General features: G+C 39.1%; 1 protein-coding gene. It reads right to left on the bottom strand.

Going from position 1 to position 676, the window contains the following annotated elements; genetic code table 11:
- Positions 1 to 676: transposase (locus J8M01_RS23750; RefSeq protein ID WP_211059599.1), on the bottom strand; the 676-nt coding region annotated here is incomplete at both ends.

The following is a 676-nucleotide window of genomic DNA, read 5'->3' as shown; positions in this document are numbered from 1 at the left end:
TTTCTATATTGAGAGTCACTAATACTCTTGGTATCGAGCGGCTTATATAGCCTGTCTTTTTTGGGTGTACATGGCGACCACTCCAATCTACCAATTCAAAATAATCTAGTAGGCTAAATGGGATGCTCCCTGCTATGTGCTCTCCACCAAATGGTTTTAATTCCGCAGGTTGACTTATATGGGCTGGGTCATCTTTTTGAGGGATGTTTTGAGAAGGATTTAATTGTGCTTTCTTATTGTCTTTTATTTGAGCTTTAAAGTGTAGTAACCGTTCTTGAATTGACGTAAAATCGCTCTCTTCAAGCGTATTTGCCATATTCGCTCTGATTGGATTTAAATCTACATACGCCATGCAGCTCAATAGTGCTCTTTCATCTAACAGAGCTTGGGACTTATAGCGGCCCTCCCAATATTTACCCGTACAGTTATCTTCTTTATTCGCTTCTTTGGCTATGAATTCGTTCAAATTCTTCATATACCAGCTAATGTCATACAACCTCAAACGCCATTTTGACACTATTTCATTGAAGAAAGTCATCGCTGCATCATCGAGTACTTCTCCACTGATATATCTGTCTACCAATGAATCACCATTGTAAAGTTGATACCAACGCTTAATAACGTCATCATCTGACCAATCGAGCGCAGTTTGCTTATTTACTTTCACAACAAGGTG

The sequence above is a fragment of the Pseudoalteromonas sp. MMG005 genome (assembly GCF_018101015.1).
Taxonomy (GTDB): Bacteria; Pseudomonadota; Gammaproteobacteria; order Enterobacterales; family Alteromonadaceae; genus Pseudoalteromonas; species Pseudoalteromonas aurantia.
This window is presented reverse-complemented; position numbering and strand designations above follow the sequence as displayed.